The sequence below is a fragment of the Psychrobacter sp. JB193 genome (assembly GCF_002285555.1).
Lineage (GTDB): Bacteria > Pseudomonadota > Gammaproteobacteria > Pseudomonadales > Moraxellaceae > Psychrobacter > Psychrobacter alimentarius.
In genome coordinates this window covers 148,551-173,202 of sequence record NZ_NRGY01000001.1, presented here as the reverse complement: position 1 = coordinate 173,202, position 24,652 = coordinate 148,551, and the positions used below count along the sequence as shown (strand labels likewise).

General features: G+C 44.6%; 19 protein-coding genes. 10 read left to right on the top strand and 9 right to left on the bottom strand.

Going from position 1 to position 24,652, the window contains the following annotated elements:
* The 4 genes from CIK80_RS00740 to CIK80_RS00725 all read left to right on the top strand — a co-directional run bounded on the left by CIK80_RS00740 (nucleotide 1) and on the right by CIK80_RS00725 (nucleotide 7,392).
* A complete protein-coding gene (locus CIK80_RS00740) occupies nucleotides 1–1,932 on the top strand; it encodes an IucA/IucC family protein (RefSeq protein ID WP_095568477.1) in 1,932 nt (643 codons plus the stop codon).
* On the top strand, nucleotides 1,926–4,166 hold the full coding sequence (locus tag CIK80_RS00735; RefSeq protein ID WP_095568476.1) for an IucA/IucC family protein: 2,241 nt from the start codon (nucleotides 1,926–1,928) through the stop codon (nucleotides 4,164–4,166). Before CIK80_RS00740 ends, CIK80_RS00735 begins: the two co-directional genes overlap by 7 nt.
* The gene (locus tag CIK80_RS00730) at nucleotides 4,159–4,800 is read left to right on the top strand and encodes an RraA family protein (protein ID WP_179288299.1); all 642 of its coding nucleotides are present in this window, start codon (nucleotides 4,159–4,161) and stop codon (nucleotides 4,798–4,800) included. The genes CIK80_RS00735 and CIK80_RS00730 overlap by 8 nt, the downstream gene beginning before the upstream one ends.
* A 261-nt stretch (nucleotides 4,801–5,061) precedes the next feature.
* A complete protein-coding gene (locus CIK80_RS00725; protein WP_095568474.1) occupies nucleotides 5,062–7,392 on the top strand; it encodes a TonB-dependent receptor in 2,331 nt (776 codons plus the stop codon).
* 92 nt (nucleotides 7,393–7,484) lie between these two features.
* On the opposite strand, the gene CIK80_RS00720 is transcribed toward CIK80_RS00725, so the two are convergent.
* From CIK80_RS00720 to CIK80_RS00695, 6 genes are all read right to left on the bottom strand, one after another.
* Nucleotides 7,485–9,227, bottom strand: coding sequence for a BCCT family transporter (locus CIK80_RS00720; protein WP_095568473.1), 1,743 nt, complete (start codon nucleotides 9,225–9,227; stop codon nucleotides 7,485–7,487).
* Between the two features lie 43 nt (nucleotides 9,228–9,270).
* Nucleotides 9,271–10,758, bottom strand: a complete 1,488-nt coding sequence (locus tag CIK80_RS00715; protein ID WP_095568472.1) for an aldehyde dehydrogenase — start codon at nucleotides 10,756–10,758, stop codon at nucleotides 9,271–9,273.
* Between the two features lie 64 nt (nucleotides 10,759–10,822).
* Nucleotides 10,823–11,860, bottom strand: a complete 1,038-nt coding sequence (locus CIK80_RS00710) for an LLM class flavin-dependent oxidoreductase (protein WP_095568471.1) — start codon at nucleotides 11,858–11,860, stop codon at nucleotides 10,823–10,825.
* A 79-nt stretch (nucleotides 11,861–11,939) separates the two neighbouring features.
* Complete coding sequence (locus CIK80_RS00705; RefSeq protein ID WP_095568470.1) at nucleotides 11,940–12,851, bottom strand: flavin reductase family protein; 912 nt, start codon at nucleotides 12,849–12,851, stop codon at nucleotides 11,940–11,942.
* Nucleotides 12,852–12,885: 34 nt separating this feature from the next.
* The gene (locus tag CIK80_RS00700; protein ID WP_062844484.1) at nucleotides 12,886–13,725 is read right to left on the bottom strand and encodes an alpha/beta hydrolase; all 840 of its coding nucleotides are present in this window, start codon (nucleotides 13,723–13,725) and stop codon (nucleotides 12,886–12,888) included.
* A gap of 13 nt (nucleotides 13,726–13,738) precedes the next feature.
* Nucleotides 13,739–14,341 (bottom strand): amino acid synthesis family protein, encoded by a 603-nt coding sequence (locus CIK80_RS00695; protein WP_062844485.1) that lies wholly within the window; start codon nucleotides 14,339–14,341, stop codon nucleotides 13,739–13,741.
* Between the two features lie 200 nt (nucleotides 14,342–14,541).
* Here CIK80_RS00695 and CIK80_RS00690 point away from each other — a divergent pair, with 200 nt between their 5' ends.
* The 3 genes from CIK80_RS00690 to CIK80_RS00680 are packed head-to-tail and all read left to right on the top strand — an operon-like array spanning nucleotide 14,542 to nucleotide 17,068.
* Complete coding sequence (locus CIK80_RS00690; protein ID WP_062844486.1) at nucleotides 14,542–15,195, top strand: GntR family transcriptional regulator; 654 nt, start codon at nucleotides 14,542–14,544, stop codon at nucleotides 15,193–15,195.
* A 16-nt stretch (nucleotides 15,196–15,211) separates the two neighbouring features.
* The gene (locus tag CIK80_RS00685) at nucleotides 15,212–15,598 is read left to right on the top strand and encodes a carboxymuconolactone decarboxylase family protein (RefSeq protein WP_062844487.1); all 387 of its coding nucleotides are present in this window, start codon (nucleotides 15,212–15,214) and stop codon (nucleotides 15,596–15,598) included.
* 18 nt (nucleotides 15,599–15,616) lie between these two features.
* The gene (locus CIK80_RS00680) at nucleotides 15,617–17,068 is read left to right on the top strand and encodes an NAD-dependent succinate-semialdehyde dehydrogenase (protein WP_095568469.1); all 1,452 of its coding nucleotides are present in this window, start codon (nucleotides 15,617–15,619) and stop codon (nucleotides 17,066–17,068) included.
* A 133-nt stretch (nucleotides 17,069–17,201) separates the two neighbouring features.
* On the opposite strand, the gene CIK80_RS00675 is transcribed toward CIK80_RS00680, so the two are convergent.
* Complete coding sequence (locus CIK80_RS00675) at nucleotides 17,202–18,119, bottom strand: LysR family transcriptional regulator (RefSeq protein WP_095568468.1); 918 nt, start codon at nucleotides 18,117–18,119, stop codon at nucleotides 17,202–17,204.
* Between the two features lie 164 nt (nucleotides 18,120–18,283).
* On the opposite strand from CIK80_RS00675, the gene CIK80_RS00670 reads away from it, so the two are divergent.
* Nucleotides 18,284–18,724 (top strand): DoxX family protein, encoded by a 441-nt coding sequence (locus CIK80_RS00670; RefSeq protein WP_095568467.1) that lies wholly within the window; start codon nucleotides 18,284–18,286, stop codon nucleotides 18,722–18,724.
* Between the two features lie 612 nt (nucleotides 18,725–19,336).
* Entirely contained in the window at nucleotides 19,337–21,703 is a 2,367-nt protein-coding gene (locus CIK80_RS00665; RefSeq protein ID WP_218830297.1) for a FepA family TonB-dependent siderophore receptor, read from the top strand.
* A gap of 110 nt (nucleotides 21,704–21,813) precedes the next feature.
* Here the strand turns inward: CIK80_RS00665 and CIK80_RS00660 are convergent, their stop codons facing one another.
* Complete coding sequence (locus tag CIK80_RS00660) at nucleotides 21,814–22,431, bottom strand: GNAT family N-acetyltransferase (protein ID WP_095568466.1); 618 nt, start codon at nucleotides 22,429–22,431, stop codon at nucleotides 21,814–21,816.
* Between the two features lie 155 nt (nucleotides 22,432–22,586).
* Nucleotides 22,587–23,462: an MBL fold metallo-hydrolase gene (locus tag CIK80_RS00655; protein ID WP_095568465.1), complete on the bottom strand. Its 876-nt coding sequence runs from the start codon at nucleotides 23,460–23,462 to the stop codon at nucleotides 22,587–22,589.
* Between the two features lie 144 nt (nucleotides 23,463–23,606).
* Between CIK80_RS00655 and CIK80_RS00650 the strand changes: the two genes are divergently transcribed.
* Entirely contained in the window at nucleotides 23,607–24,500 is an 894-nt protein-coding gene (locus CIK80_RS00650) for a LysR family transcriptional regulator (RefSeq protein ID WP_095568464.1), read from the top strand.
* The last annotated feature ends 152 nt before the right edge of the window (nucleotides 24,501–24,652 follow it).

Genomic DNA, 24,652 nt, shown 5'->3' with positions numbered 1-24,652 from the left:
ATGAAAAATCATCAAATAGACCAAAAAAACCATAACCAAAAAACTGACGTGACTGCGCCGTGGCAAGCGCCAATCGATCACAAAGCCATGCAGTGCGTAGAGCAGCGGGTTATTAAGCAACTACTACAAGCTCTGCTGTATGAAAATATTATTGAGTTTGATTATGAGAATGCAGCATCGAGCGATGCCGCTGCGCTTTTAGACTTTACCATCAAGACCGCTAATCATATCCGTTATCAGGCTCAAGGTTATATTCATTATAGTTTTGACATCATTCGTTTTAACGGTTGCAACGTACAGCGCATCACTGATAGCAAGACTCAAGATGCCACGCTTGAGAATGTCATTAGCGATATCTTATTAAAGATAGAAGCGGCGACGTTAAAAGACAGTTTTATCAAAGAGCTGCGTCACACTTTAATTAATGAAACCCAAGCACAGCGACTGTCACCTCATTTATCAGTACCAAACATGCCAGCGGCTATTGATAGGCTAACTTACGAGCAACTCGAAGGCTATTTGATGGCCGGGCATCCCTATCATCCTTGTTTTAAGTCGCGTATCGGTTTTGATTTACAAGACAATCATGACTATGGGCCAGAATTTGCTCAAAATATCGAGGTGGTGTGGTTGGCGGTCAAAAAGGATTTGTTGGTCAGTAATACCGCTGCCAATATAGATGTCGATGAGTGGATTAAAGACTATGTGGATATGGATAAGTTTGCTGCATTGCATGACAAGCTAAATCATATCCTTACGACCACGAGTGAGCAAAGTGAAAATGAAGCCATTGTCGCCAATGCCAATACTGATGTTAAAGCCAATGCTTATGGTTTGATACCAGCGCATCCTTGGCAATGGCAAAAAACCTTAATTTTAGCGCTACAACCCCTCATTAAGACACAAGACGTCATCTATTTGGGTAGTACGGGTAACCAATATCGCGCCCAGCAGTCGATCCGCTCCTTGTCTATGTTGCAAGAAGACAAGGCTTACCTCAAGCTCAGTATGCATTTGATGAATACCTCAAGTACCCGTATTTTAGCCAAGCACACGGTGATGAACGCGGCGATCGTGACCAAATGGTTGAATCAATTGGTGGCAGAGGATGCGACAGCGCATGCGCTATCTATTGCCTTTTTGGGTGAAACGGTGGGTATCAGTCTAGATCATGAGGTGCTACAAGAGCGTGGCTATCAGAACCCTCATATCTATGGTGGACTGGGCGCAATTTGGCGTGAAAACGTGAGCCAGTATTTATCGAGCAATCAAACGGCCTTTCCTTTAAATGGGGTCAGCTATGTCAACATGGACGGCTCTATACTTATTGATCCTTGGATTAACAAGTACGGCATTGAGGCTTGGACGGCCCAGCTTATCAAGGTGACGGTGGCTCCGATACTGCATATCTTGTTTGGTCATGGCGTTGCCCTCGAGTGTCATGCGCAAAACATCGTGCTGGTACACGAAGCAGGCTTTCCTATAAAAGTCCTACTAAAAGACTTGCATGATGGGGTGCGCTATTCCCCAAAACATCTGGCTCGACAAGACTTAATTCCCAATTTTCATAGCCTGCCAGCTGTCCACGCGGCATTGAATCGCGGCTCATTTATTGAAACAGATGATACTGATGGCATTCGAGACATGACGGTTGCTTGCTTGTTTTTTGTGGCATTTGCGGACATTGCTATTTTTATGCAAACCCATTATCACTATCCTGAGACCGAATTTTGGCAACAGGTGTCTGACTGCGTCACAGAGTACCAATCTTGTCACCCAGAGCATGAGGCAAGGTTTGAGTTGTTTGATGTCTTCGCTCCGCAAACGCGTATTGAATCTTTGGCGAAGCGTCGCTTGTTCGGTGATCAGGTATTTCCAATCAAATACATCAATAACCCATTAGCCAAAAGCCGAGCACACGCATCATGTTAAGTACTCATTTAAGTAGCGGTTTAATTACTGAGAAAACAGCCAGTATAAAGACAATGCCAATCTTGCCAACTTTATTTCCGGTTCAGACTGATCATCCAGCTATAAAACCAGATGCGGCAAGAATACAAAGTGCATTAATCACATATCTGATCGAGTGTGTCTTGCTTGAGGAGTGGATAAAAGCACCTTTGATTGAGGTAACAACGACAACAGATTATCTTGTAAGTCAAAAGTTGCAACCGCATTTGACGTCATTACCAAGTGCTTATCAAACGTTTTTTGCTGAGGATAATCCACTTTTGGTGATTCAGACAAGCAAAGATGACCGCTTACTATTACCAGTAGAGCCGGGATATACGGCGCCGTGGCGATTGCATAAATCGCGCTTGCCCGTTTTATACCGCCAAAAAAATACGTCTTATCCCAACAGCTCTGACCACGATGGCGATAGCTCTCGCGATTATTCGTTTCAACCACTAAAGCCAGTAGAAACCGTAGAGACGCTGCTGGATATTTTACTGTTTGCGATGGATCGCTCCTCCTTAAGTGAGAGCGGAATACTAAAGCTAAAAGAGAGCTTACAGGCAGCGATCATTGCCAAGACCCAGTCTGCTCGTGCCAACATTACCACGACAGTTTATGGTCAACCACGTTGGTACCAAACCTTAATTGCCGCTGAGCAATGGGGTTCATTGATGGATCGACCTTTTCATCCATTGGCAAAGGGTAAGCTGGGTTTTACGATCACAGAGTATGAGCATTACATGGCAGAGTTTAATCAGCCCATTGCGTTGGCATGGGTAGCGGTTGCCAAAACCCATCTTATGGTGGCGGATCAGGTAGAGAACATTGACCAACAAAATCCAGCAGCTTATTTATTAGATACAGCGCAGCAGAAAAAATTGGCAGAGGAGATGGTAGAGCGTCATTTGAGCGATACGCATGTGGCACTACCTGTCCATCCTTGGCAACTGACTCAATTAAGTGAAGGTGCTTTCGCTACCGATTCTGTTGGCAATGATGCCATGAATAACAATACGGATAGCTATGCCAACGATCTGGTAGATGGCACGATTGTCAAACTCACGTTTGATGCCGCAGTGACTTATGCCAGTGCTTCAATGCGCAGTATGTTATTGAGTGCGGATACACCTCACAGTATCAAGCTACCGATCGGTGTGTATGCCTTAAACTCCAAACGGTATTTGCCAGCTCTAAAACTGATTAATGGTGAAAAAAACCAAGCCATTTTGATGCAGGCAAGACAGATAGACAAAGCATTAGCGGCGACGCTTAGGCTTTGGGATGAGCGTATTTGGTGGGATTATATGTCGCCGCTGCATCTACAAGATAAACGCTCGACCAACCCGTATTTCTATCAAGAAAAACCCACGCATCTGGGTGCAATGCTCAGAAGTTTGCCTGCCGATCTGTGCGAGGATCAAATCCGCCTGATGCCTATGGCAAGCTTAGGTATGTTGGTCTACAAAGATGGCGTCAGTCACCATCCTTTTGATGAGATGATTCAAGCGAAGTATTCAGGTCATCCGTCAGTGTCTAATCAATCAGCCTCCATAAACGCAGGATACATAAAATCTGCGGCTATCAAGTGCTTCAAAAACTTGTGTGATGTGTTTTTGGGTACGATGCTGCGCTGCTTACGTTTGGGGCTTGCACCCGAGATGCATGGGCAGAACGTTGTGATGGTCAGCAAACGCCATCTTTTTACCAGTGTGTTACTGCGCGACCATGATTCGTTACGCATTTACCTGCCGTGGCTTGCGCGTCATCAGATCGCAGACCCTGAGTATTTAAGCCTGCCCAATGTTAAAAACCGATTGTACCGAGACAGCCCGCAAGCACTGATATTTTATTTACAGTCATTGGGTATATTGGTCAATATCCGCGCCATTATTGAAGCCCTGTCTGAACATTATGAGCTTAGTGAAAAGGGGCTGTGGCTTGAGGCAACGAGCAGTCTCGACAATGCGCTGGCAAGTATCGATTTTGATACCGATCAAGCGCAGTTTGTCCGTGAGCAGCTACTGACCAATCCATACTATCCGCATAAAACCTTGCTGTTACCAGTCATTGAGCGTGGTGACGATCCCCATGGCAGTATGCCTGCAGGGGAGAGCAGAACCATCAATCCTTTTTTTAGGGCAAAAAATATTGAAGCAAACCTTATGGTGGATTCAATACAAAAGCATAATGGGGCAAAAATTAATGGATAACATCGATATTGAGACGCTAGTAGAGAGCTACAAAGACATCCCCACCTCGACGATTGGACATCTAAATGAGAGAGGATACTTACCAGATATCAAAGCGCTATATCCTTGTACGCACACGATCGCTGGCAAAATAGTGACAGTGGTTTTGAACTCTGATAACACAGAGGTCATCAATCAAGCCTTGATTCAAGCGCAGCCTAACGACGTCTTATGTATTGATGCCCAAGTATTAGGCAACAAAGCCTGTTGGGGTGCGCTGCGTACTTGCGCTGCTATTTATGAAAAGCTTGCAGGCGTTATTGTTATTGGACAGGCAACCGATTCGTTACAAATTCAGCAACTGGGTTTCCCTGTCTTTGCTCAGGGCGTGAGTGCGGTCACTACGTTTAAGAGTAATGATACAAAAGGCGTGCTGGGAGCTGATATCCGCTATCGTTTTGGCAAGCAAAGTACGCTTATTCACTCAGGTGATATCGCTATTATGGATAATGACGGGGTGTTTGTATTGCCGTTGGAGGTTGCGCAGCAGTTATTACCTAACTGCCAAGATAAGCATCAGCAAGATGAGACTAAGTTCCAGCTATTTTTTGAAGCCTATCAAAACGATCAGCTGGATTCATTGTTCAGACAATAGCCGTACTGTTTTTTAAATGAATAGACTATAAATCAACTGGTTAAACTACTCATGTATCTATCTAAAAAATTTATCAATCAATTATCTGCCAAAACAATGGCTTTGATAAAGAAAGACTAACAGGTAGGTTTGTAAACAAATGTGGAAATGAAAATAATTATCATTTACAATACGGTGTTCACAAACCTAGTACACTTTGTATTGTAAGCTAAACATAAATTTAACCCTTCTCCACTTATTCAGATCATAAGCGAAATAACAATGAAAAGTCATCATCAAGTTGCTCTCTCTCTTCTTACGCTATGTATCAGTCAGCAGTTATATGCACAAACTGATGTCAATGCCTCTACAGCAGACTCAGTTGAAAACGCGGCTATCAGTGACATGCCAAGCACGACATTGGATACCATTACGGTAACCGCGCGCGCTAAAACGGGCACGGCACTGGCACAAAAAATTAGTGAGATGCCAGCGGTCACACAAGTGATTGGTGAAGAAGATATTCAAGCACAGGCTACAGGCAACCGTACCACAGGCGATATATTGGCTCAGCTGATTCCAAGCTTGGGTGCTAGTAGTGGTTCAACCAGTAACTATGGTACGACCATGCGTGGTCGTCCGGTACAGTATTTGCTTAATGGTGTACCGTTATCAGGGTCACGTAGCTTATCACGAGAGCTAAACAGTATTGATCCTGCTCAGCTTGAGCGGGTAGAAGTGCTGTCTGGTGCGACAAGTATTTATGGGTCTGGCGCGGCAGGTGGTCTGATTAACTTAGTGACAAAATCAGCAGCAGGTGCTGGTTTTACAGGTCAAACTCGATTGGGTATCGACGGTAGTCGTGAATTTGAATCCGACTCCCTTGGTTATCACGTGGGGCAGAGCTTGGGTTATGGCGGCGAGCGTGTTTATGGCCGTTTGGATGTAGATTACGCCAGCAAAGGTGGTAAATTTGATAGCCACGGTGACCGTATCAGCTCAGATGTCAATCAAACCGACCAGCAAGATACCGAGTCATTAAGTGTCAATGCCAATTTAGGAATGGACATTGATGATAGCCAAAGCGTGAATCTGGCAGTGACCTATTATAACGATGAGCAAGATACTGACTATGGCCCAGATTACGGTAACAACTTAGGAGTGCTATTACTTGGTACGCCGCCATCCTTAAAAGCGATCGATGGTGCTCATATCGAAAAACAGCCTTCTACTACCAAAAAATCAGTGAACCTGAACTATAACAATGATGATATTTTTGGTTCTAATTTGAGCGTTACGGGTTACTACCGTGATGAACAAGGGCGTTTTTATCCTTCAGGCAAAGATGCCAGAGCGCAAGCTCGTGAAGTGCTGATGGCAAACGGTGCCGACAAAGACACAGCGAAAAAGCAGGCAGGCGGTGCGATATTCATTATGCAATCAGAAGCAGATATCGAAGTGATGGGTCTGCGCGCTGCCATGCAGACTGAAACGGAGCTTGCTGGCAAGCCAGTGCTGTTGAGCTACGGTACGGATTTTGAGCGTGAGAACAGTGAACAAACCTACCATGGTCAAGACTTTAACCAGTTCATAGCCAGTAATGGTCTAATCTCAAAAGCAAATGGCATGACCTATAATAGTGGGCCAGACACGACCATCGATAAAATTGGCGCGTTTGTCAACTCTGACATAGACATCACTGACAAATGGCATGCGAGTGCAGGTGTCCGTTATCAAAAGCTCAAATCAAAGACAGATACCTTTACCCCCTATTATGAGCAGCTGTTAGAAGAGTACTTTGATGGCTCTAATACTGACTACCAAGCAGGTGACGTCGCAAAGGGTAAGACGGATCATGACAAAACCTTATTTAATCTTGGTAGTAGTTATCAGTTAACACCGAACGATCAAATATTTGCCAACTTCTCTCAAGGTTTTACCACGGCTGACATACAGCGCGCGTTACGTGACGTACGCGCAGGTTTTGTGGTCAACTCAGACAACGTGCAGCCTATCGCAATCAATAATTACGATTTAGGGTGGCAAGGCAAGCGTGGTGACACGTCAGCAAGAGTAACGGGTTTTTATAATACTTCAGATAAAACCGTGCGCTTTACCAATGACTATACGGTAGAAGTGGTGGATACCGATGAGCGCGTCTATGGCGTCGAGGGTTCACTCACTCAAGATATCAGCGATAACTGGCAAGTGGGTGGCAGCGTGGCTTACACGCGTGGTCAGTATAAGAAAGATGGCGATTGGTTAGAGCTAGACGCGGTACGTTTGACTCCGCTCAAAGGTACTGCGTTTGCGCAATACAACTTTGATGAAGGCAGCAATATTCGTCTACAAGCACTGGCTATTGGCGGCGATGATAGAGCGTTCAAAGATCAACAAAACGACCCTGATGCTAGTGCGCAGCCAGTCACAGGATACATGACGTTAGATGTATTGGGTCAAGTAAAAATGCCAGTGGGCCGAGTGGGTTATGGGGTTTATAACGTACTCAATAAAGACTATCAAACGGTTTATCATCAAACCACATTTGGTGATTTAAATCGTCTGCCTGCAACAGGCACGACTTATGGTTTGAGTTATACGGTTGATTATTAATATATCTAAAGTACAGATTATAAAAATAAACCCCACCATTTAAACGTCTAAATGGTGGGGTTTTTACATTGCCGTTTATAACCATTAAAACATTAAAGCTTATGCTCTCTTGCTCGTGCAATGTCCAAAATTAATGCTTTTAATAGACTGATTGCCATTAAAATAATGATAAACGAGAAGGGAATTGCTGCCACAATCATGGCTGAGGTAATAGCGTCTAATCCGCCCGCCAGAATCAACGCGCCAACCACAGCAGTAACCGCAATGCTCCAAACGATGATATGTTTTGAGCCATTCTCGACTTGGACTTCACCCGCAGCATTGAGGGTATTAATTACCAGTAATGCAGAATCGGCTGACGTGACCAAATACGTCAATAGCAGCACCACAACCATCGATGATAAGACGCCTGCCATCGCTGGGTTGAGCATGAAACCTATAATTTCGAACAGCTGAGCGGTCAATCCTGAATCAAAAATCTTACCATTTGCAATACCGCTTAATTCTAAATCAATGCCAGTACCACCAATCAAAGAGAACCAAACAAACAACGTCAAACTTGGTGCAACAATCCCAATCAAACCAAACTCGCGAATTGTACGGTTTTTAGAAATACGTGCCAAGAACAGACCAACAAAGGGGGCAAACGCAATCCACCATGCCCAGTAAAAAATAGACCAGCTGGTTTGCCAAGCGCCCAGTTCGGTACTAGGGTCCCAAACTGTTACTGCCATTGCGGGCAGATGTATCACATAGCTAAAAATACCTTTGCCCAGCATCTCTAACGCAAACATCGTTGCGCCAAAGATTAAGAAGAAAGCGAGGAGTAAAAATGACAGTACCATGTTGATGTTACTGAGCCATTTAACGCCGCGTCCAACACCTGATAGGGCTGAAATCATAGAAAGACACATGACCACAAGCAACGACATCAATAATGCGCCTGTGGTTGGTTCAGGATTGACTGCATCCGTGACTAGCCACGAGATACCAGTAATACTATACAAGCCTGAGGCAAAAGAGCTGAGTCCAATACCAATGGTTTGCGCCACGCCAAAGATAGTCGCAATGACGGCAGCCACATCGATGATATTGCCAAGTGGTCCTTCTAAATGCTTGCCAAATAAAGGCGCAAGTGCCGAACGCATGGTGAGCGGCAAACCGCGTGTATAAGCAAAAAACGCCAAACAGATACCAACCAAACAATACGTCTCCCAAGCACCGATACCCCAGTGAAAAAACGCATAACGAAAGGCGGTGTCTAATGCTTCATCGCTTTTGGGTATGACGAGATTATCAATAGGAGCCAATGCGTTAGCCGCGACCTGATCTTGATAAAAGGCAAAGACATCAGCGCCTTGCGGCAGTGCGATACCATTGCTACTCATTGATGACAAAATTATCTCTTTTGACATAATGATGTCAGGGTTATTCATCAAATGCCAAAGGGGTTCTGCCGCACTATAGGTCAAAACACCAATACCAATACCTGCACCAAATATCATCGAGAACCAAGAAAAATTTGAAAATTCTGGTTTTCCATTAGGGTCAGAGCCAAGCTTAATACGGCCGAATGACGGCCATAAAATAACCGTCAGACAGACTAAAATATAAAAGGCGATAGAATAGGTGTAGTAGCCATTTAGATTGGCATACGACCAATTTTTCATGGCATCGAGCATAGCACCAGAACGCTCGATGTCACTTAGAATCCAAATCACCACCAGCGTTACGAAAATCTTCGAGGTCACGGTGACAAAGCGATTGAAACCTTTATAAAAACCTTTGTCATGGGTTTTTATGTTTAACTCTTCTAAAGGAGGACGGATAGCCATAGTTTTTTCCTTAAAACTTAATGTAGCTGACTACACCAGTTGGTTATCTCATGATAAAAGGATTAGCCATCGGCTCCGCCGAGATATTAATCCATGTCGTTTTTGTGCGTGTGTATTGCAGTACAGACTCGCTACCAGCTTCTCGTCCATAACCTGATTGATTGTAACCACCAAACGGTGCGGTTGGAGAGATAGCACGGTATGTATTAATCCAACAAACCCCAGAGTGGATTTGTTTAGAGACACGATGGGCGCGCGCCAAGTTTTGTGTAAACACACCTGAACCCAAGCCATAAACACTGTTATTCGCCATTGCAATGGCTTCTTCTTCGGTATCAAATGCGACCAATGACATAACAGGACCGAACATCTCAATGGTTTGCGTTTCGATGTCCGTATTCGGACATTCTACAAGTGTCGGACAAAAATAGTTGCCGTTTGCCAAATCCGCATCTTCAGGAGCTTGACCACCAAAGCGAATGGTTGCGCCTTGTGCGACTGATTTTGCTAATGTATCTTTGATACGCTCAACCTGTGCTTTGGTACATAAAGGCCCAACGTGTGTCTCGGGATTTAGCGGATTGCCAATAACAATACCCTTGGCTTTTTCTTCTACGCGTTTGATGATTTCAGGCAAGATAGAGCGATGAACGAAGCCGCGAGAGCCTGCCACACAAGACTGTCCAGAAGCGCCAAAGTTGCCAGCGATCAAACCGTTAGCAGCACTCTCTAAATCCGCATCTTCGAAGACAATGATAGGAGACTTGCCGCCAAGCTCTAAGCTTGTGACCGCAAAACTATTGGCAGAGTTTCTGACCACGTGACGCGCCGCTTCAGGCCCACCTGTAAAGGCAATTTTATCGACATCAGGATGACTGGTCAGCGGAATCGCGCAGTTTTCGGCATCTCCTGTGATGACAGAGACCACCCCTTTTGGGAAGCCTGCTTGCTCAATCAATTCAGCAAACGCAAACATCGGACAAGGCGCGACTTCTGATGCTTTTAAAATAATGGTGCAGCCCGCCGCTAGTGCTGGGCCAAGCTTAGTCGATGTTAAGAACATCTGGGCATTCCACGGTACAACAGCGGCGACCACACCGATGGGTTCACGAGTGGTGAAGACATGCATGTCAGGCTTATCAATCGGTAACGTCGCGCCTTCTACTTTATCAGCAAGCCCAGCGTAATAACGATAATAGTCACTGACATAGCGGGTTTGAGCGACCGTTTCGTGAGCCAATTTGCCACTGTCTGTCGTCTCAATCTCACCAAGTCTCTCAGCGTTTTCTTCGATCAGTTCAGCCAAGCGGTACAATAACTTGCCACGCTGAGTGGCGGTCATTTTTGCCCATTCAGGATTGTTAAGGGCGGCTTTTGCGCCGCTGACCGCGCGCTCAACATCTTCAGGACTGGCACAAGCAAACGTTGCCCATGCTTCGCCAGTCGCAGGATTATAGCTGTCTAAGCGTTGGTCGTTACTGCCTTCGCACCACTCACCGTTGATATAGAGCTGGTAATGAGGTTTGGTCATGGTGATTCTCCAAGTTTTTTAAGTTGTCTGCTTAGCCCGCACTAGAGTAAGAGACTCAAAATGTTTATGCAAACGCAGGCATGACATCATCAATAAAACGGCGTAGCGAGTCGCGTTTTTGCTCAAAGGTCATACTAGAGTCGATCCAGAATGCAAATTCGTCATAGCCCAATTCTTCATAGACTTTAAGCTTTTCAATGACTTGCTCAGGCGTTCCTATTGGCATGTTTTCTAACATTTTTTCAGGCGCATACATATCGATTGCTGCCATTTCTTCTTCGCTCAATGGCTCAAGTAATCCTTGACGAATGGGACGTTCGTTTTTGAACCATGCACCAAAATAGCAGTAAAAGCGGCTGATAGATTTTGCTGCTGTTGCCACATCATCGGCATTACTACCCACATAAGCGTGCTGTAGTAGCATGATTTTTGGGTTTTTGCCTTCGCCATGTTCGGCTTTGGCATTCTTAAACGCAGTCATAAGGTTTTGAATTTCTGTCATACCTTGCCACAGCGGGGTGACTTGCACATTGCAGCCGTTTTCTACTGCAAAGTTATGGCTATGAGGGTCACGAGCTGCAATCCACATAGGCACGCCGCCACTTTGTACCGGTTTTGGCGCTGAGGTGGTAGAGGGGAATTGGGTGTATTTGCCATCATGAGCGTAGTCGCCTTTCCACAATTTTTGGACGGCAGGGACAAGCTCTCGCATGCGTCCGCCAGCTTCCATGGCATCCATACCCGGCATCAAGCGCTCATATTCAAAATTATAAGCACCGCGCGCGATACCCAAATCCAATCTGCCGCCTGTGATAATGTCTGTCATGGCAGCTTCGCCAGCCAGTTTGATCGGATGCCAAAAGGGTGCAATCACTGTACCCGTACCTAAGCGCACGTTTTTGGTGTGATGAGATAGATCGATTAGATTTAAGAATGGGTTAGGGGCGATGGTAAAATCCATACCATGGTGTTCGCCTGTCCAGATAGCGTGCATTCCGCCTTGGTCGGCCATTTTTGCCAGCTCAATAAAATCATTATGGAGCTGTTCATAAGATTGTGATTCGTCGAGGCGTTCCATGTGTAGGAATAGTGAGAATTTCATAAGGCATATCCTTTGCTATTTGTTTTTACTGACTGTATTTACAGGTCATGTTTGTTTAAGTGTCGTTTATGTATAAAATTTAGTGGACGCGACCTTGCTCTTCTTGGCCGACATAGACACCATAAAGACCGTTTTCGCTCTCTGCGGCGTAGCGAGTCATCATCGAATTCATGGCTGAGGTCGCAAAATCTTGTTTTTCAATATCATTGATTGCCACGTATTCACCAAGCCCTTTAGTCTCTGGCGAATTTGCAATGGCGCGGTAAAAGATATAGTTGGTATTGGTTTTGGTATTCTCATAGATTGAAAACACAGCGCCCAGTTGCGCATCTATACCGTTATCTGTCAAAAACTGTTTGATGGCGCTGACCGCGTTGGTATTGTCATCGGTTGTCGTATTGGGTAAGACGGCTTTACCTTCGCTTTTGTTGATAATCACTTTACCGTTATGCTCGATAATGACGCCAACACAGACGTGTTTTTCTTGGGTACTGATGTCTGCCGCTTCGCGTTCTAATGCCAAACTAAAATAACCGCCTGATGCATAACCCAAACCATGGCCTTCACGGTTAGAGAAATTCAGTACTTCACCTACCAACAGATTGTGGTCACCTGCGTCGAGGTTACGTTCAGTTTTACAAGAAAAGTGCGTGAGCGCACCATCAATAACAGGGTTGCCTTGCTCATCTTTGTGCCACTCAATCTGACTAAAACGGTCTTCTTTAGAGCTGGCAAATATGTTCGACACGGCCTGTTGGTCTTCACTTAAAATGTTGACAACAAAGCTTTCACAGTTAGCAAATACCTCAAAGGTAGATAAAGATTTTGCTGGGCAAACCAGCAGTAATGGCGGATCAAGCGATACCGAGGTAAAAGAGTTGGCTGTAAAACCGACAGGCGTACCATCTTTACTCACCGCTGTAATCACGGTCACCCCAGTCATATAACTGCCGAAGGCGTTGCGTAGCATTTTAGGATCAAGTTGTTTCATGAGAACCTCTTTTTCAAATTAGGCATATTTTAGATTACACATTGGCCGTATGGTGCGAGTCGCACTGGGCAAAAAACCTTTCCAAGGCACTATTAACGGCATTGGCGTGTGTCATTTGTGTCATATGGCGCGCTTCTGGAACAATAACAGCATTGGCGTTTGGCAAGATATCAGCCATCGTGAGTGACATCTTAGCGCTAGAATTGATGTCCATTTCCCCTGTCAGCAATAATGCAGGAACAGTGATGGTTTTGAGCTCTGCTGCTGGAATACCGCGTAAGTGTGCAAACATTTGATAAGCTTGCGCGTACCCCAAACGGTTACCATTGTTTAGCCATGATCGGCACAGCTCTGCCTCGTTATCATATTGCGGATTACCATCGAACCATCTGGCAATCGGCTTATCAGTCACATTTTGCTCAAGATCATTAAGTAGTGATTCAGCGCGAGTTTGTACATCTTGCGCCGCATTGTCAGGACGATTATAGATGGCATTGAACGCGGCAACGCCTCTAACGATTTTTGGGTAACTGACCGCCGTTTGTAATGCAGTCATTGCGCCTAAAGAGTGTCCAACGATAATGGCAGGCTCTCCAACCACGTTTTGGATAAAGTTGTTTAGAGCCGCGGCAAAGTCTTCTAACGTAAGCGTGGGATTGGGCAATAAATCGCTTTCCCCATGTCCTGGCATATCGATCACATAGCAACGATAACGGTCGTTAAAGGCTGATACCTGCTGATACCAGCTTTCTGCTCGCAAACCCACGCCATGAACAAAAACGATGGGAGTGGTTTTGTCGTTTTCATGATTACTGTCTTGATTACCACTAGAGTAATAAGCAATTCCGTTAGAGATTTCGCGTGACCATTTCATCAGTAGATGCTCCTTAAACGGCGGCTGGATTATTCAAATCATGACCGAGATCTTTTAAATCTTGGTAACGATCACCAATGCGATGATGGGGACGACCACCAGTGGCACCGCCTAACACAATCACCACTTCATCGTCGCGAGGCGCATCAGGAATAGCAAATTGAATCGTCAAATAATGAGAGCGGCGACCAGCATCATCTTTGTCCATCAGTGGAACCATGATAGGAGTGTTGGCTGTGCCGCGTGTATTGGTAAAGGCTAAATACGTATTGGCAGACAAGGCTTCACGATAAAAATTACCAAAATGTAGGGTATGAATCAGACCTGATGCGTGTTCGATTTCGCCATTTAAACCCACTACAGCGGCTTTGCCATAAGCTTCAATCTTGTCAGCACCACCTGCTAAGGCAATGATTTTGTCAGTCAGTAGCTTACCTAAGACAGGTGCGAACGCTTTGATTTCAGGTTGCAAATCTTCAGCATAACGACCAGCCCATGGGTTGGTCACAACAGCTGCAACCGCAAACATGCGTAGAGGTGTGTCGGCTGACTTGTAGCCTTCAATCAAGGTCTCTTCTTCAAAAGTGACAATCTTTCTGATTTCTGGTTTTTGCATGATGACTTCCCTTTAGTAATAATCTCTAGTAATAAATGGTTTCTAACAATATTGGTATACCATAATACGGTATTAAATAAATTACTAGCTTTTTTTGAAAAAAAATATTATGGTATACCATGATACGAGGTACAAGATTACTGCTTTTTTGCGCCATACTCGATATACTTCTTTTTTACATCTAAGAGAGCAGAGACCTTATGTTAGAAAAAGTAGAAAAACCAAAGACCTTAAAAGACACAGCGCTAGAGCAATTGCGCTTGGCTATCATGATTGGACAGCTGGCACCAGGTCAACGATTGGTAGAGCGTACTATTTGCGAGCAGTTGGGCGTCAGTCGCACCGTAGTACGAGAGTGTATAAGGCACTTAGAGAGCGAGCATTTGGTGACTTTTTCTGCAGGTGGCTCTTCAGTGGCTGTGCTCGAGAGCGATGAGATTCGCCAAATCTATCATTTGCGTGCCATGCTCGAGAGTGAAGCGGTTCGTCATTGTGCTGAGCAAGCCAGCCCTGAGTTAGTAGAATTATTGCAAGAAGGGTTGATTCAAATTCGAGACAACTTGCATGCAGGGGATGTGGTCGAAGCACTCGCGCATTCTTATGCCTTTTACGAGCGTCTCTTTGTGACGGCTGGTATGACGGTTGCGTGGGAGTTGACAGAGCGGTTGAATGGTCGTATCGGTCGTTTGCGCTTTATGACCTTATCGACCAAAGAGCGTTCTGTTAAAGGCCCAAACAATCTACAAGAAATCGTCAACAATATTGCCAAAGGTGACAGTAAAGCTGCTGTCAAAGCCTGCCGCAAACATATCGATGAAGCCTGCCGTATGGGTTTGCATCTCAACCAACAATAAATAATAGGGAAGAGTCATGGATAAAACACGATTTGAACTTGGTCTTACCAAGCGTAAAGCCACGTTAGGTGCTGAATATGTAGAAAAAAACCTACAGGCAGCCGATGATTTTAACCGTCCGTTTCAAGAAGCCATGACAGAATGGTGCTGGGGTTTTGGTTGGGGTGATGAGGCCATCGACGCCAAAACTCGTTCGCTGATGAACCTAACCATGATTGCGGCACTCGGCAAAATGCATGAGTGGGAGCTGCATCTAAATGGCGCCATTACTAATGGCTGTTCTGTGGAAGAAATTCGCGCCACAATTCATGCCATCGCAATCTATTGCGGTGTACCACAAGGCGTAGAGTGCTTTCGTATTGCCCGTCAAGTATTGACCACACGCGGATTATTAGAATCCTGAAACCTGCTGGAGAGAGAGATGCAATTAAAAAACGATGCGTTGCTTAGACAACAAGCTTTTATCAATGGGGTGTGGTGTGATGCTGATAATAAGCAAACCCATGAAGTACTGAATCCAGCGACAGGAGAGGTCATTGGTACGGTACCAATGATGGGAGCTAATGAAACTTGCCGTGCCATTGAAGCTGCGGACACTGCGCAATCAACATGGGCAAAAAAAACGGGTAAAGAGCGCAGTATCGTTTTGCGTCGTTGGCACACGCTGATTGCCGAAAACATCGAAGATTTGGCATTGCTGATGACCCATGAGCAAGGCAAGCCAATCGGTGAAGCCAAAGGGGAGATTCAAAGCGGACTGGATTATCTAGAATGGTTTGCTGAAGAAGCGAAACGGGTTTATGGTGATGTGATTCCTGGCCACATGGCAGATAAGCGTCTGATCGTCATCAAACAACCTGTTGGGGTTACCGCAGCCATCACTCCGTGGAATTTTCCGCACTCAATGATTAGTCGTAAGGCAGGGCCTGCCTTAGCAGCGGGTTGTCCAATGATTGTCAAACCTGCGATGGAGACACCGTACTCAGCATTGGCAATGGCGTATCTGGCACAGCAAGCGGGTATTCCTGACGGTATATATAGCGTGGTGACAGGCGATCCGATTGCGATTGGGGAAGAAATGACCACCAACCCGATGGTCAAAAAAATCAGCTTCACCGGTTCAACGCGCGTGGGCAAAATCTTGATGAAACAGTGTGCGGATACGGTCAAAAAAATGTCGATGGAGCTGGGTGGCAATGCGCCTTTCATTGTTTTTGACGATGCAGACATAGACGCTGCCGTTACTGGTGCGATGATGAGTAAATATCGCAACAGTGGGCAAACGTGCGTATGCGCCAATCGCTTATTTGTGCAAGCGGGCGTTTATGAAGCGTTTTCACAAAAACTGGCAGAACAAGTACGCGCCATAAAAGTGGGCAATGGATTAGAGTCAGGTGTAACACAAGGCCCGCTAATTTCAAAAGCCGCTGCTGATAATACCGAAGCGTTGGTTAAAGATGCGAAAAACAAAGGCGCGACGGTACTGTGCGGTGGTCAACGAGTCGATGCGGATAAAAATTTCTTTAATCCAACCATTCTGACCAACGTCAACAATGACATGCGGATTGCCAATGAAGAAATCTTTGCGCCAATCGCGCCGATTTTCAAATTTGACACAGACGAAGAGGCAGTTGCCTTAGCCAATCGTACTGAATATGGCTTGGCGGGTTATTTTTATAGTCGAGACATTGGCCGTGTGTGGCGTATCGCTGAAGCGCTTGAAGTCGGTATGGTCGGCGTCAACACAGGTATGCTGACCACAGAGTTGGCACCGTTTGGCGGGGTTAAAGAATCTGGTATGGGGCGTGAAGGGTCAAAATATGGTATTGAAGAATATGTTGAAACCAAATATATCTGCTTAGATATCAACTGAGATAAATGACAAATATCATAACGTGCGACTGACATATATTTTTCTTGCTTACTGTGCTTTCACCGACAGAGGCTACGTAAAATATATTTCAGCCACGCTGTATTTATTTTATAGTGGATTAAAGATAAGCTTATTATCTTGCGGGTATCGGTTTATCCCAGTAGGGTGGTGACCCGTAATACCCTTCGATAAAATCAATAAAGCATCGGATCTTATGTGGCAGCAGTTTTCTGTGCGCATACACCGCATACAAGCCTAACGTTTCGGGCTCATATTCAGGTAGCACTATCACCAGCTTGCCTTCTACAATGGCTTCACTGGCAATAAAAGTGGGTTGCAGCGCCAAACCCGCACCTGCTATCGCTGCATTGACCAGCAAATCTCCGTTGTTACTACTCAAACCACCATCACGCTGACTGCTCTCTATACTAAGCCATTGATAAATCTCTTCTTTACTGCTTCTTTCCATATAGCTGTAATGTAAATAACGATGGTTTTTTAAATCTTCAGGGTTGCGAGGCACGCCGTATTTTTTAAGATAGTTAGGCGAGGCACATAAGATGACTCGAATAGGCGCTACTTGCTTGGCAATCAATGAAGAGCTTTTGAGCTGTCCAATACGAAGTGCCACATCAAAGCCTTCTTCAACAATATCTACCTTACGATCCCTCAGCTGTAAATCGACATTGACTGAAGGGTAGAGGGCCTGAAAATCTGTGATGAGTTGCGCCATGTGTTTTAATGCAAATGATACAGGCGCGCTGATTCTTAGTGTCCCTTTGGGTTTTTGTTGAAACCCGCCCAGTTTGGACTCCATGTCATCGATACTTAATAATATTTGCTGTGCATGCTGAAAATAATGCCTACCAGCCTCTGTTAGACTGACTTTACGCGTAGTGCGATTGAGTAATCGTATCTCAAGACGTTCTTCTAGCTTTGATACATATTTGCTCACTAACTGCGGCGACAGTTGCATCGCGGTTGCGGCATTACTGAAACTGCCTTCAGTGACGACTGACACAAACGCTCGCATGGCATCGATTCTGTCCATTACTGATGGTTTCCTTGAGACATTCATGAAGATATCATTATCAACATTCTGTTGTTAGTTATTTGCTATTAGTTATCTTACTCTTTTGCTTTGTTGATAGTAAAGTGTATTGCCTTATCGAGACAAACAGACGTCTCCACATACATTTTATAGAGTAACCACAAATGACAAATTCAACCTTAAACAAAATCTTCCTATCAGAGGCTGGCATAGCCGCGCTAGTACTGCGTGTGCCAGTTGGTCTCATTCTAACAGCACATGGTGCGCAAAAGTTATTCGGCTGGTTTGGTGGTAATGGGTTGGCAGGTACTGCTGGATGGATGAGCAGTATTGGTATTGAGCCAGGTTATTTGATGGCCATATTGGCTGGCAGCGCTGAATTTTTTGGTGGTTTAGCATTGGTATTGGGATTATTGACCCGACCAGCAGCAGTGGTTGCCGCATTTACGATGATCGTCGCTATTTTTTCGGTACATATTGGTAATGGTTTATTCGCAAGTAATAACGGTTATGAGTATGCGCTGACGTTATTGGTTGTATTGGTTTCTTTGGCGATACAAGGCGGCGGCTATCTAAGTCTTGACAATCAGTTGGCAAAAAAATAAAACGTCTGCCATTGTTATACTCAATCACAATGATTCAGTCAAAAATTAATCTTATGTACCCAATCAGCCTTTGCACGCGTCTGCACAGATTAGTCGTCTTGCGCCGCGTGTTTTTAGAGCATGATATTATCTAGATAAATCACTTTTGTGATTTCATCCTTTACAAAACTACTCTTACTTCTGCCACAATTAACCTTCCTCATTCTAAGATGGTGATTTTAGCCGTCTCCATAACTGCATGATAATTATATTAAAATATCTTACTATAATTTGTAAACAATAATAATTATCATTATTGTTTGTATTATCCTTACAATGTTGCTAAAGTGTGCACTCTTTATTGCTGAACAGTTAACTGCTGTTCGGTTTTTCTGTTTTAAAATGTGACCTGTATCAATATGTTGACCGTTTAGTGTCTATCAGTTGCAGTCAGAGAAAGACAGTTTTTATTTTTTTGATCAAAATTTTTATTGTTTTTTGGTCAAAATATAAGCGCACTTTAGCCTGACATTATTTATTTTTGCATAATGTGTGCGTGCTATTACTGAGCTTTCCTTGATGGATGACGCTGAAAGGTATTGATAGAAACAAGTACTTTCAGGATTGTTATTTATGCCGATGTTATCAACACCTTCTTATAAAAAACCTGTTCATACAAAAAAATTACCACGTTTTGGCACCAACCAAGCGCTGTTAAGTATGGCTGTTGCCTCCATTCTTAGCACGACAGCAGTTGCGGCAGAAAATAATGCGCTGACAGCGCAGCAAACTTCTGCACAAAACACAGTGGCACAAGATATTGCTGAACAGCAAGAGATGCCAAGCACTGAGTTAGATACCATTGTCGTCTTAGCGGCTAGGGACGAGTTGGTGCAAGCGCCGGGTCTGTCTATCATTAGTGAAGAAGCCATCGAAAAAGCATCGATCTCTAATGACATCTCAGAAATCGTGCGTAAAATGCCAGGCGTGAATCTGTCAGGCTCGTCTACGTCAGGCCAGCGTGGTAATCAACGTCAGATTGATTTGCGCGGTATGGGCCCGAATAACACGCTTATTTTGATCGATGGTCGGCCAGTCACTTCTCGTAATGCCGTGCGTCCTGGTCGTGGCAGTGAACAAGATACTCGTGGCGATTCACAATGGGTGCCACCAAGCGCCATTGAACGTATCGAAGTATTGCGTGGACCTGCAGCGGCTCGCTATGGTTCTGGTAGTATGGGCGGTGTGGTAAATATCATCACAAAGGCGCCGACCAAAAAAGAATTTTCGGTGTCAGGGCATTATGAGTTGCCAGACAGTGATTTTGAAGGCGACGATTGGCGGACTAACATCAATATGGCAGGCCCGTTGACGGATAAGCTGTCCTTCCGTACCACGCTTGGCTATCATGAGAGTGAAGGAGACGATCCTTATATTAATGCAAAAGATGCAGTCATTGTTGATGGGCGTGGTGGTCCAGAAGCCTCTGTTGCGGCAGGTCGTGAAGGGGTCGAAAATATAGACGCTCGCCAGCTTTTTGAATACGCCATGGATGCGATGAATACCGTTGGTGTTGAGGTTAATTACAGTAATCAAAGTAATCGCTGGGCGGGCGACTCACAATTTCAAACAATAAACGATGACTTGGTCAATGCATTAGCTGGTCAAGAAACCAACAAAATGGAGCGTTATGGCGCTGCATTCACTCATCGTGGTGAATATGACAATAGCAGTAGTAATAGTTACTTAGAATATACGCGTACCGTCAATGAGCGCCTTAACGAAGGCAACGCAGGTCGTAATGAAGGCCAAATTTCAGTTCCTGGTGAAGGAGAAGAGTACACTTGGACAGAAGCAACTTATGACACGCTAAATGCAAAATCAGAGTGGGATATCTACTTTGACCGTCATACATTGACCGCGGGTGCAGAATTCCGTGGTGAAAAACTGGACAATCCAGTGGTTTCTACATTAACGTTTGATGAGGGGTTTGAGTTTGGTGATACAGAAACTGATCCTTCTAAGCGTGATTCAAAGACAGATTCGTATCTAGTAGGTGCTTATTTAGAAGACAATTATCAACTTAATCCTGATTGGTATATCACACCTGGCATCCGTTTTGACTATCATGATCAAGCTGGTAGTAACTGGTCACCCAGTATTAATACCACTTGGAATTTCAGTCCGAACTGGTCGGTAAAAGCAGGTGTTAGTCGCGCATTTAAAGCGCCCTCACTTTATCAGCTTGATCCGAACTATATCTACTATACGGGTGGTAATGGCTGTCCATCTAATGTACCGCTCGATCAACGAGGCTGTTACGTCTTGGGTAACTCTGACCTAGAGCATGAAATTTCTTGGAACAAAGAGTTGACCTTTACTTATAAAAACAATGATGGGCTCAATGCAGGATTAACTTACTATCATAACGCCTATGACAATCGTATCGGTGCGGGTGTAGATCGTGTAGGTGTAATAGGTGTCGTGGCTGATGGTATTGCCGCAAACCGCTCTGTATTTCAGTGGGAAAACCAAGGCGATGCAGTCATTGAAGGTCTCGAAGGATTTGTAAAAGTACCTGTTACAGATACCGTCACATGGTCAACCAACTTAACAGGAAACATTCGCTCAGAGCGTAAAGATACGGGCGAGCCGCTATCATTAATTCCTAAATTCACAGCGAACACAAGCGTCGATTGGGATATTACCCCGCGCTGGAATACAGATTTTGGCGTCAGCTATTACGGAACCATCGAGGCACCTAATATCTCTGTGACGACTGGTGATGAGCTTGGTACTGCAAAACTTGACCGTGAACCTTATGCTCTTGCTAATGTGAGTACCCGCTATAATCTGACGGACGCTATCACCATTGGCGCTGGTGTCAAAAACTTATTTGATAAACAAGTCAAACGAGAAGGCACGACGACCAATGCTGGTGCGCGTACGTTCAATGAACCCGGTCGTTACTACATCTTTGATGTCAGCGTTGATTTTTAATACTGATTCACTTTGATAAATAGGTTTTTTGCGAAAATAAAAGGTTTGAGTATATGCTCAGACCTTTTTTGATTGTGCTTTTTAGATAGATTTTTTGCTGTATAAAGCTATTAAGATAGCTTTTTGACATAAGTATAATGCTCAATCTGCAGATTTAGAGGGCTGGGGTACTGATCAACACGCTGGTAGCCATTATTGTCATAGTATTGATAGGTACACAGGCTATCGGTATGCAGTGAATAAGCGGCTGCGCCTTTCGCGATAAGATAATCCTCAAACGTTTGAATCAATGTAGCACCGATACGATGACGGCGGTAATTTGCATCTACACAAAAAAACTGTAACTCACTATCAAAATCTATGTCACGTCGTCGTGCGCTAATCTCGTCTTTTACTTGTAGATCACTCAATACCTGTCGTCCTTGTACTGACATTCGTAGCGTCTCTTTTGCTTGAGCAATCAGTGTCTTATTATCAAACGCTAACGCTCTATACGTGTCGTTCTTGGCGACACCAATGATGACACCGCAGAGTGTATCATTGCATCGTGCAACTTGCATAAAGGTGGCACGGTGAATGTCTTTTGCCATAAAAATAGTGGCCAGTTGCCGCAGCGCCTCATCATCTGTGGCAGTGGCAAACACACTAAGATTCATGTTGCTGACAAACAAGTCAACAATGGCGGTAAAGTCTTCAGGCTCAGCATCGCAATATTGTATGGTTGTCATAAATCGCTCTCTTTTTTTGTACTAACACTAGTCGTTCATACGTCAGTTCTCTAGTACCAAATTCGATAGTCAAACAGCGAGACAGTTGCGTCAACTTGACGCAACTGTACAAAGTCTAAAATAGACTGAATGAGATAATGGTATTTAATACAGAACTACCATTCTATCTCGCCAGTATTCACCTGACTGCTCAATTCTAAATCACTCTCACCCGGTAACGCAGGATAGGCTGATGTCATAATATCGATCACTTTTTCTGATTGTTTACCATCTTGGTTTTTTGTAGCAGCAAGTGCTTGCTCAAAGGTTTTTAGATAGCTGATGGTAAAGTCGACGGCGTAGTTTTGTTGGAGCGGCGTGCCCATATAATGTCCCGGAATGACTATGCTTGGCTTAAGCAGCTTCATACGCTCCAGCGATTCTACCCAAGCACTACGAGCCTCGGTTGTTTGAGTATCCGCTGTCCAGACATGCATGCCTGAGGTCACAGATACGCCACCAAAGACGGTTTTGGACTCTGGTACCCACATGTAGGCTTGCGGGGTGTTTATTTCTTTAATGTCGATTTCATGACCTTCTAGGGTTAACGTTGACTGATTAAGCACTTGTGGCACGGTAATCTTTGTAGGTGCATGTTTACTTAGAATAGGGCCCCAATGTGCTAATTTTGCTTCCTTAGTGGCTTCGATGTGTTTCACAATTGAGGGACTAGAGACAACTTTGACACTGGGGAAGGCTTTGATTAATGGCTGTAGACCAAAGTAATAATCTGGGTCGCCTGCGGTAATGTAGATCATTTTAAGATCTTTATTGCTTTTTTTGATCATATCTACCAAGGCTTTACCGTCACTGACACTAAACTGCGCATCGAATAAGATAGCGTCCTTTTCACCGCTGGCCAGTACTGACGTTACGGGGAATACAGCGTTTTGATCGGGCTTATATTCTTGTAGTGTTAGGTTGGCAGCGTTTGCTTGCGTGGCAAACAGTAGCGCGCTTACGGTAGCAGCAGTGGCGATAAGTTTGTTCATAAGATACCTGTTTTTTTTGAGTAAATGGGTCACGTGATGTGCGGTATTAATTACTGGTATCTATTCTATTTGATTATATTTCGTTGAAATACCTTATAATTCGATATTAACTGTTCCATATTTCGCTCAAATAAGGACAAAACAATGGACAGACTTACCGCCCTACAGGTATTTGTGACGATCGTGGAGCAAGGCAGCTTGAGCCGAGCGGCAGACAATTTAGACATGTCTAGAGCCAAAGTAACGCGATATTTGACAGAGCTTGAGAGTTGGATGGATGTGCGTTTATTGCATCGCACCACTCGACGTTTAGGCTTGACGGCAGCAGGTGAGGAGACGCTGGAAGTGGCGCATCAGCTACTCGGATTGACGAATACTTTGGATGGTATACGCAACCAAAACGCGCTGGTGCTAAAAGGTCAGTTGCGGATTACTGCCAGCTACTCGCTGATTGATAGTCTGCTAATGGATGTGGTTGGTAGCTTTGTATCGCATTGGCCGCAGACAACGGTTGATATTCTTACGACGGACGACTCAGTCAATTTGATTGATGCGCGAATTGACTTGGCCATTCGGATTACCAATGACTTGGAACCAAACGTGGTCGCCAGACGTATTGGCGAGTGTCGCTCTATTGTCTGCGCTGCACCAGAGTATCTACAAAAGCGTGGTAAACCGATCGATGCGCAGTCACTTATGCATCATAACTGTTTGTCGTTTGCTTATTTTGGACGCTCAGCATGGGTTTTTAATGGCCCAAATGGCCCCGAGTCTGTCCCCATCTCAGGCAATATCAGCGCCAATATCTCCGAGGTATTGCTCGCTGCAACGCTGCGCGGTCACGGTATCAGTTTGCAGCCCTCCAGTACGGTCAAGCCGTTGATTGAGTCCGGTCAACTGATTGAACTACTACCTGAATGGCAACCCAAAACGCTGGGCGTGTATGTGGTTTATGCCAATCGAAAACAGGTGACGCCTTTACAAAGGCAGTTTATTGATTTTCTTATAGAAGAGATTAAACGCTCGCCTCATTGGTAATGTCTGACTTCTCTATAAACTTTAAGCACTTAAAACTCTATGCTGTATTTTTGATGTAAAAATAAGCGTTCAATTTACACATGAATAAATTAAAAATACTGTCACAACAACATCTTAAATCTAATTGTATCAAAACGGATACAGCAGCAGCG